This is a genomic window from Pseudomonadota bacterium (assembly GCA_010028905.1).
In the GTDB taxonomy this organism is placed as follows: Bacteria; Vulcanimicrobiota; Xenobia; order RGZZ01; family RGZZ01; genus RGZZ01.
In genome coordinates this window covers 1-8,699 of the sequence record RGZZ01000199.1, presented here as the reverse complement: position 1 = coordinate 8,699, position 8,699 = coordinate 1, and the positions used below count along the sequence as shown (strand labels likewise).

The following is an 8,699-nucleotide window of genomic DNA, read 5'->3' as shown; positions in this document are numbered from 1 at the left end:
AAGAAGGCCGCCCCCGCGAAGAAGGCCGCCCCGGCGAAGAAGGCCGCTCCCGCGAAGAACGCCGCCCCGGCGAAGAAGCGCCCTCAGGCCTGATCGCGCCGGCGAACCTCTGCACGCGCACGGGCGAAGGCTTCGAGAAGGCGCTCAAGCCCGCCGTCGCCTGCGAGGGCCACGACCGACGTGGTGCCCATGGCCCAGATGAAGGCAACGCTGTCGAGCATGGCGTCATTCGTGCGCGGCCGTGCCGCGTCGAAGCGCTCGAGGGTGAGCGCAGCCTCGCGCACGAGGCCGCACAGCACCGGAAAGGCCGTGGGCGTGAGGCTCGATGCGTACTGGCGCAAGCGCCCGCCCTCGGCGCAGGTCGAGGGCCCCGGCGCGCCGGCGCCCTCGACAGAGATGCCCATGCCGCGCAGGAAGAGGCGGGCGTCGAAGCGCCCCATCACGTCACTGAACCCGACGAAGTCGCAGATGAGCTCATCGATGGCGTTGTTTCGCGCGCTGCCCATGAGACGCAGGGTGACGTAGTGGGTGCACTCATGCAGCAGGCGGATGCGGGCCGACATCTCGCGCCAGGCGCTGGCCTCGACGCTGGCTTGCGACGCGGGCACGCCGCTGTAATCGCCATCGCTGAGAATCAGGAAGCGATCCTGGTACACCTCGCGATGCGCCTGCAGCCGCGCAAGCTCGGCCCCCCAGTCTTCCCCGGGATGTCCGCACATCCAGGAGGCCTGGTAGTCGCGCAGACGCTCCCAGTCGTTGTAGGCCTGAACGGTGCACGCCCCCATCGACGGGAGCAGCGCGACCGGCTCGTTGCGCCCTGCGAGCGCGCGCACGAGGCTCTCGAAATCAGCCCGACCGCGGGGGAGCAGCGCCGGCACGGCGCCCGCGGGGGTGTCATGCAGCACGAGGCGCAGCGCTTCCGGCTGCTCGAGCTTCAACCCGGTCGCGCCGGGCAGGCCAGAGACATCCGCTCCCCGCAGCGTCGCGTCGCGATAGTCTGAGGCCTGGCTCATGCCCGCGGCGATGGGGAAGGCCAGCTGGGGCAGATGACGAGACAAGGTCGCGAAGGCCCCGTCGTCTTCCGCCTGCTGCGCCCACGCGCGCCAGACCGCCACGAACGGCTCATCCGGGAGGGGCACGGCGTCGGCGATGGGGGTGAACGGACTGGCCGCGTAGGCGGTCAGGGCATCGAGATCAGCAGCGTCAGCGCCAAAGGCCAGGAGGTCTACCACGGCGTCATCCTTTCACCGCTCCCGCGGTCAGGCCTTCAATGATGCGCCGCTGGAGCGCGAACACCACGCCGATGAGGGGAAGCGTGACGATGGTTGCCGCGGCAAAGATGGTTCCCCAGGGGGTGTCGAACTGACCGGGATACATCGTGATGCCCACCGTGACCGTACGCATGGCGTCACGTGTCACGAAGAGCAGCGCGAAGAGGAACTCGTTCCACGCAAAGATGAACACGAGTATCGCGCAGGTGAAGACGCCGGGCCCGGCAAGCGGCAGGAAGATCTCGACGAACGTGCGCAGGCGCGAGCAGCCGTCGACGCGCGCCGCCTCCTCGAGCTCGAGGGGCAGATCGCGGAAGAATCCGGTGAGCGTCCACACCGTGAGGGGAAGACCGAAGGCGGTGTAGGGAATCACCAGCGCGGCATGGGTGTTGAGCAGATGCGCCTTCTTCAAGATGAGGAAGAGCGGGCTCACCACGGCGATGGGGGGGAACATCGACACCGCCAGCAGCAGCGACAGCACCGCGTCGCGCATCGGAAAGCGCAGGCGCGCCAGCGCGTATGCGCAGGTCCCCCCCACGAGAAGGCAGAGCAGGGTGGTGAGCGTGGCGACCACGGCGCTGTTGAGCAGATAGAGATGGAAGGGGTTCTGGGTGAACACGCGGACGTAGCTCGTCAGCACGGGCCAGGGTCGAGGTGGCTCGGGCTGCGTGAACGAGAGGCCTGCATCGGTGACCAGCCGCTGCACATCCGCCGGGCCGACGAGCCGTCGATCGTACGACACGCTCACCTCCCCCTCGCCCGTCTCGCCGATGACCGCAGACCAGTGGTCGACCCGCGTCTCTGCGCGCAGGGCCTCGAGACGGTCTCGTAGGGTTCGCTGCGCCGCCCGGGCTGTCGAAGACGGCCCGCGCACGCGCAGCGCAATCGTATCGATGAAGAGGCTGCGCGGGAGCAGCGAGGGCATCTCCCCGTCCTGGGCTCTCTGCAGCAGCTCTCCCGGCGCTTTGAGCGACGTGCTCACCACCACCGCAAAGGGCAGCAGCAGCGAGAGCAGCGCCACGAGCACGAGCAGGCCGAAGGCCGCGTCCCCCGCGCGCCTCATGACGGGCGCGCGCCCAGCACGCGGATGAACATGAACGACACCAGCAGCACGCACGCGAACGTCACCACGGCGAGCGCGGACCCCATGCCGAAGTCGAACTGCCGGAAGAGGGTGAGATACGTGAGGTACGAGATCGACTCCGTGGCGTTGCCGGGTCCGCCGCGCGTGAGCACGAACACCATGTCGAAGACGCGGAACGCGTCGAGGGTGCGAAAGAGAAGCGCCACGAGCAGGGTGGGCCGCAGCAGGGGCAGCGTCACGCGAAAGAACGCGGTCAGCGGAGACGCGCCGTCGATGCGGGCCGCCTCAAGCACATCTGCGGGAATGCTCTGCAGGCCCGCCAGGATGAGCAGCGCCATGAACGGGGTGGTCTTCCAGACGTCGGCAACGATGAGCGAGAGCAGGGCGCTGCGCGGCGTGGCCAGCCAGGCCACCGGCTCGGCCACCACGTGGGCGCGCAGCAGCAGCGCGTTGACGATGCCGTAGTCGGCGTCGTACATGAACTTCCACAGCAAGGCCGCCACGACCGTGGTGAACGCCCAGGGCACGAGGGCGGCGGCACGCACCAGCCCTCGGCCGAAGAAGGCGCGATGGAGCAGCAGGGCAAGACCGGTCCCGAGCACGAGCTCAAGGGAGACCGTGACGAGGGTGAAGGTGAAGGTTGTGTGCAGGGCGCTCCACACGCGGGGCTCACGCGCGAGGGCGGCATAGTTGTCGAGCCCCACGAACGGCTGCCCGAGATCCGGGAACTGCAGCTGAACGCGATGGAGCGAGAGGCGAACCGCCTCGAGAATCGGGGCGAGCGCCACAACAGCGACGATGATGACGGCGGGCGCGACCATGCAGATGCCCAGCCGTCGCTCGTCGATCTCCGGGCGAGGCGACGTCATGGGCGTCCCGCTGCCGCAGCCGGCGCGCGGCTCGTCTGGGCGGCCTCGAATCCGGGGAGGGCACGCAGGCGGGCGGCGGCGGCACGCAGCGCCCCCCCCGCGTCGACCTCGCCGGAGATGGCGCGGTGCAGCTCGATCTGCAGACAGTCTGACAGCTTCGAGTAGTGCGGCGTGACCGGTCGCGGGCGGGCCCCCTCGAACACCGCCAGGAGGTCGGCCATCTCGGGATGAGCCTTGCGAACCTCCGCGTCGCTGTAGGGAGCGATGCGGGTGGGCAGCTGACCGGTGGCCAGCATCCGCTCGCGCTGCGCTTCAGGCGAGGTGAGGAAGGAGGCCAGCAGGAACGCCTCGCGCGGGTGCTTCGACCACCGCGAGACCATGAGGTTCCAGCCCCCCAGGCAGCCGGCCGAGCGATGCCCCGCGCCATCGGCGTGCGGCACGGGCGCGATGCCCACCTTGCCGAGAAGGGACTCCCCCCGCTTCTGCGTGAGCCCCCAGACGTAGGGCCAGCTGCGCAGGAACACCGCCGAACCGCTCTGGAAGAAGCGGAGCGACTCGTCTTCACGGAAGGTGACCACCGAAGCGGGGGCCACCCCATCGGTTCCGATCAGTTCGATCATGCGTCGAAGGGCCTCTTCGTTCTGGGGGCTGTCGAGCACAACCCGACCATCGCGGTCGAGCACGTCGCCTCCATTGCCCCAGGCATGTTCGAGGAAGTTGCACACCAGGCCCTCATACTGCCCCGCCTGGAACACAAATCCGCTGCGTCCCCGCGCGCGCAGCCGGCGCGACGCCGAGGTCAGCTCGCTCCAGGTGGTGGGCGGCGTCACGCCGCTCTCCTCGAGGAGATCCTTGCGATAGTAGAGCATGCCTGCGTCGCTGTACCAGGGCAGCGCGTACAGGTGACCGCGGTAGGAGCAGGCCGCCAGAGGGCCCGGCAGGAACTCGGCCCGCGCCTCGGCAGACAGCCAGTCGTCGAGCGGAAGCGCCCATCCCGCCGACCCGAACTCGGCCGGCCAGATGACGTCGATGCCGTACAGGTCGATGGCGTCGTCTTCAGAGACCAGGTAGGTCGCGTACTGGTTGTGGATGTTGTCGGTGTCGTGCGACATCTCGACGAGGGAGACGGTGATGTCCGGATGGGCGCGCTCGAAGCGGCGCAAGAGCTCGTGCTCGAAACCGCTGTCGTCGCGATTGGCGATCCACGACAGGTGCACCCCCGAAGCCTCGGTCCGGGCGCAGCCCTGGAGCCCGAGCGCGAAGGCCACCAGCACAAAAGCCAGCAGCGACCGATGAACCCTTGGAGGCAGCGGGCGCGAACAGATCTCCATCAGGAGGTTCTTGGCCGGCGAACAGACCGGCCCTGCAAGGCCTGAGGCACGTCCCGGACAGGGGGCGCAACCCGCCAGATGTTAACAAGATGTTACCGTTGTAAATGTTCGGTTAAACCTGCCCGCAAACCCTAGACAATCGGCCTTCTGGGGTGATAATCTCAACAACAAGTCAGCGACGCAGCGCACCCCCCGCCAAACGCGCGGACCGCAGCGTCGACCAGGCAGCAAAGTGGAGGAATCAAAACGATGAGCTGGCTTTCCGCACTCGGCGCAGGCGCAATCGGAGCAGTCGGTGGATTCTTCGTGGGCGGCCCCATCGGAGCGGTCGCAGGATTCGGCATCGGCGTGGGCGCCGCTGCAGCCGGAATGAGCGGTTCTCAGCACAATGTCGGCGGCTGGGGCGGTGCCATCGCAGGCGGCCTCGTGGGCTTCGCAATCGGCGGCCCCGTTGGAGCCCTCGCGGGTGGCGCTCTCGGCGCGCTGTTCGGCAATGCGATTCAGGGCGCGAACCAGCAGCCCCCGCAGTGCCCTCCCTACGCCCCCTACTTCCCGGGCGGCGGCTTCGGCGGCTACGGAATGCCTGGCGGAATGCCCGGCGGCTTCGGCGGCTTCGGCGGCTGCGGCTTCCCTGGCGGCGGCTACGGCTTCCCGCAGATGGGCGGCTTCGGAATGATGGGCTTCGCGGGGTGCTTCCCGCCTCCGCAGCAGCAGGGCTGCTGCTACCCGCCCTGCAATCAGCCGCCCCAGAACCAGGGCGGCCAGCTGACCCAGCAGGGCAACGGCCAGCCCATCGCCTACACCACCAGCGGCGGCTACAAGGTTCAGGTGAACGGCCACACGGTCACTGTCACCGACCCGAGCGGCAAGCACTCGGTGCAGCACTGGGGTGACCCGCACGAGAACGTTGACGGCCAGCACGTCAAGGACTGGGAAGAGAAGACCCGCACGATGGTTCTGGGTGACGGCACCCGCATCACCATGAACGCGACCTCCGCGAACGGTCTGATCGAGAACACCGCCATCTACGACGGCGCGCAGGAGATCCGCATCAAGAACAACGGCAACCAGATCCAGGGCGTGAACTTCAACCCCTACCAGACCGCCTACGATGCCCAGCACCAGGCAGCGGGCGAGACGGCCTACTTCGGCCAGGACCAGAGCGGCGCCCTCGTGTACCGCAACCTGTTCAAGCAGGCCGACGACCTCTCGGTCACCCCGCACAACCGCGACATCAAGGTGCTCGAGCAGCCGCAGCAAACGGCGTGGCCCAACCAGAACTGGTGGATGCGCGCCGCCTGACGTGACCCTCGGGTAGACCACCCGCGAATGCCGACGTAGCAGGAACTGCTGCGTCGGCATTTGAATTCCGGGCCAGACCAGCGCATCGAAGCCGTTCCAGGAGGCAGTCATGGCACAGGGCACATCCGCTCAGGGGGAAGCGCGCAATCCCATTCTCGACGCCATCATGGAGGTCGTGAACAACGGCAAGGATGCGAACATCCTCAGACCCGTGCTCGAGCGGGCGAACACCGAGCTGGCGTCGCTGCGCGCTGAGATCAGCGAGACGGTGCAGGGCCTGCAGCCTCCCGTGCGCGAGGCGTGCGCCCCCCAGATCCAGGCGGTCGGCCAGGCCGTGACGCTCTACGAGGGCGGGCTCACCACCGTCGAGCAGCACTTCACCGACAAGCAGACCTACACCCTGGTGCGCGGTGGCGAGCTCATCCGCCGCGCCAGCTTCCTGCTCAACGACGGGTTGTTCAACCTGCGCAACCAGGCCCTGGTCGCCATGGGCCCGTCTGACATCCCGGACTACAACTTCATCCACCAGCTCTACGAGCGCGTCAGGTCTGGCGAGATCGAACGCGATGGCAACTTCCACAGCGCCGTTGACCGCGCCCGACGCCTGGCTGAGATCGCGCATCAGCAGGCAAGCCAGCAGAAGCCCTCCGCAGAGCGCGATCTCCTGCTTGCATCGTACAAGCGCAATGCCGACGCCTGCGGCATGTTGCTCGATTTCGTGAAGGAAGGCCGTGCCGAGCTCCTCGAGAAGGGCATGGAAGACCTGCGCGCCTCGTTCACAGAGATCCGCGATCTGATCCCCCAGATCCAGATGCGCATGCGCACCCAGGGGCCGACCCAGTCGCCCATGGCCAACTTCGTCATCAACATGGCCGTCGAATACGCCTCCGGCAGCATTCCCGAGCAGTACCTGCGCGACGCCCTCGACCAGCTGAAGGGCAACTTCGAGAACCTTCGGCGCCAGTTCGAGGCCACGGCGCGCGGCCACATCGAGTCGGTGCTCATCCAGGAAGAGGCCGCGCGCGTGAGAACCGCGCTCGAGCTTGAAGAGCAGGCCCTCGACACGTACTATCGCTTCTTCGAGACAAGAGAGGGCTTCTTGCTCGGAACCGCCTCCAAGCAGCTGGTGGAGGCCATGCAGCGTCTCGACGAGGCCCAGAAAGCGTTTGCCGAGCTGGCCGACCGCGAGGGCAAGATCCTGTGCGTGCGCTGCAGCGCGTACAACGAGCGCGACCGCCGCACCTGCGAGAAGTGCGGTGCACGGCTGCTCCAGCCCGCCGAGACCGGCGTCATGAGCACCCTCGAGTTCTCCGAGCAGATGTCATCCGCCCGAAGCGGTGAAGAAGACATCCCGGTCGGCGAGAACATCCAGCGCATCTTCAAAGCCGTGAACGAGGTGGCCGAAGGTCACATCAGCCTCGAGCAGTTCGAGGCTGAGCTCAACTGGCTCGAAGAGGTGGTTGAACGCCACGCCGCGACCGTGGGCGCACAGCCTGAGGTCAAGAGCGACGCGGTTCCCGCCGACCAGCGCGAGCAGCTGGCCGGAATCGCCTCCCTGAACGAGCAGATCGATGCCCAGTTCAAGGAAGCGGTGGAGTACTTCCGCCAGGGGCTCTCACGCTATCGCTGCTACGTCGACGACCAGGAGAAGAACCACCTGATCGAAGGCACGCGCAGCGTGTGGGAAGCCAACAAGCGCCTGCACTCCGTGCAGATGCTCTCCGCGCGGGTGCGCGATGAAGCGGCGTCGCCGGCGAGCGCGCCGGAAGAAGAGTCATAGCCCGTAGAGCGCGTCGACCCGTGCGTCGATGTCGGCCTCGATCGCCGCGGCCGCTGGCCCACCGGCACGAGCGCGACGAGCCAGCGCGGCAAGGGTCTCCTGCTCTTCTTCCGAAGCGACGACGATGGGCATCTGCTTGAGATGCGCGGGGTAGAGATGCATGCCAAACCCCAGGTGTGTCTGGTAGTACCACGTGAACAAGCGGCTGTTGAGCAGCGCCACAAGGTAGTGCGGGTGCACCTCCCGGCTCCGTGACACCCGCGCAGGTGTGCACACGCGCTTTGCGGTGCGGCTCTGCGCCTCGGCGATGGCGTGATACGGCACAACGCCGACCACATTGTCAGAGAAGAAGCACCCCTCGTCGTCGACCATTGCGCGAATGGCGCCCCGTCCGAGAATGCGACGACAGAGCGCCTTCTCGGCTGCGAACAGCTCCGGAAAGCGCGGCTCGCGGTGCAGATCCGGACGATAGTCGAGCCAGACCTCGCCACAGGCGCGCCATCGATCGACGTGAACCCCGTCGAGCAACCTCTGCCGAAATCGTCCCCTGCGCGTCGGGCGAATGAACGCGGCTTTGCGCTGGCCGCCCGCGCGTGGATCGTGGAAGACCATGCCCAGGGTGACGAACGCGAGCTCAGCGAGCGGCGTCCCCCGCGCGCGCATCTGCTCGGCCAGCGCCTGCTCGCCTGGTTTCACGTGAAAGCGGAATCCACTGGGCTCGAGGCTTGCCTGCGGAACCCGCGCGCGACCACGCAGGCTCATGGAACCATAGGCGTCGGCAGACGTGATCACATCGAGCACCGTGCGCTCCCCAGGGGCGGGCGGTCGCTTGCGCACGAGAATGATGCTCGTCTCCACGGCCGCGTCTCCAAAGGTGTGGAAGCGCAGGTCGAGCACCCCCTCGAGGCGATTCTCGAGGAGCACGCGACGTATCCCCTCGCCGTATCGCTGGGAGAGCCAGCGGTTCGACGTGATGAGGCTCACCACGCCTCCGGTTCGGGCGATCTGCAGCGCCCGCTCCATGAAGAGCACGTACGCGTCGTAGTGCGAGGTCGCCGCTCG

General features: G+C 67.5%; 7 protein-coding genes. 2 read left to right on the top strand and 5 right to left on the bottom strand.

Annotated features, from left to right (window positions below; translation table 11 throughout):
• Window positions 1-83: 83 nt before the first annotated feature.
• Genes EB084_13945 through EB084_13930 form a run of 4 tightly spaced genes read right to left on the bottom strand, consistent with a single transcriptional unit; the run spans window position 84 to window position 4,555 of the window.
• Window positions 84-1,232, bottom strand: coding sequence for a hypothetical protein (locus EB084_13945; protein NDD29358.1), 1,149 nt, complete (start codon window positions 1,230-1,232; stop codon window positions 84-86).
• A 4-nt stretch (window positions 1,233-1,236) separates the two neighbouring features.
• Entirely contained in the window at window positions 1,237-2,334 is a 1,098-nt protein-coding gene (locus EB084_13940; protein NDD29357.1) for a carbohydrate ABC transporter permease, read from the bottom strand.
• Entirely contained in the window at window positions 2,331-3,224 is an 894-nt protein-coding gene (locus EB084_13935) for a sugar ABC transporter permease (GenBank protein ID NDD29356.1), read from the bottom strand. The genes EB084_13940 and EB084_13935 overlap by 4 nt, the downstream gene beginning before the upstream one ends.
• Window positions 3,221-4,555, bottom strand: coding sequence for an ABC transporter substrate-binding protein (locus EB084_13930; GenBank protein NDD29355.1), 1,335 nt, complete (start codon window positions 4,553-4,555; stop codon window positions 3,221-3,223). The genes EB084_13935 and EB084_13930 overlap by 4 nt, the downstream gene beginning before the upstream one ends.
• A gap of 249 nt (window positions 4,556-4,804) precedes the next feature.
• Here EB084_13930 and EB084_13925 point away from each other — a divergent pair, with 249 nt between their 5' ends.
• Together EB084_13925 and EB084_13920 are read left to right on the top strand one after the other, a co-directional pair.
• Window positions 4,805-5,857 carry a DUF1521 domain-containing protein gene (locus EB084_13925; GenBank protein NDD29354.1) on the top strand — a complete coding sequence of 351 codons (1,053 nt, stop codon included), beginning with the start codon at window positions 4,805-4,807 and terminating at the stop codon, window positions 5,855-5,857.
• A 109-nt stretch (window positions 5,858-5,966) separates the two neighbouring features.
• The gene (locus EB084_13920; protein NDD29353.1) at window positions 5,967-7,637 is read left to right on the top strand and encodes a hypothetical protein; all 1,671 of its coding nucleotides are present in this window, start codon (window positions 5,967-5,969) and stop codon (window positions 7,635-7,637) included.
• On the opposite strand, the gene EB084_13915 is transcribed toward EB084_13920, so the two are convergent.
• Window positions 7,632-8,699, bottom strand: a 1,068-nt coding sequence (locus tag EB084_13915) for a hypothetical protein (protein NDD29352.1), incomplete at its 5' end; no start/stop codon positions are given. The two genes, EB084_13920 and EB084_13915, sit on opposite strands and share 6 nt — an antisense overlap.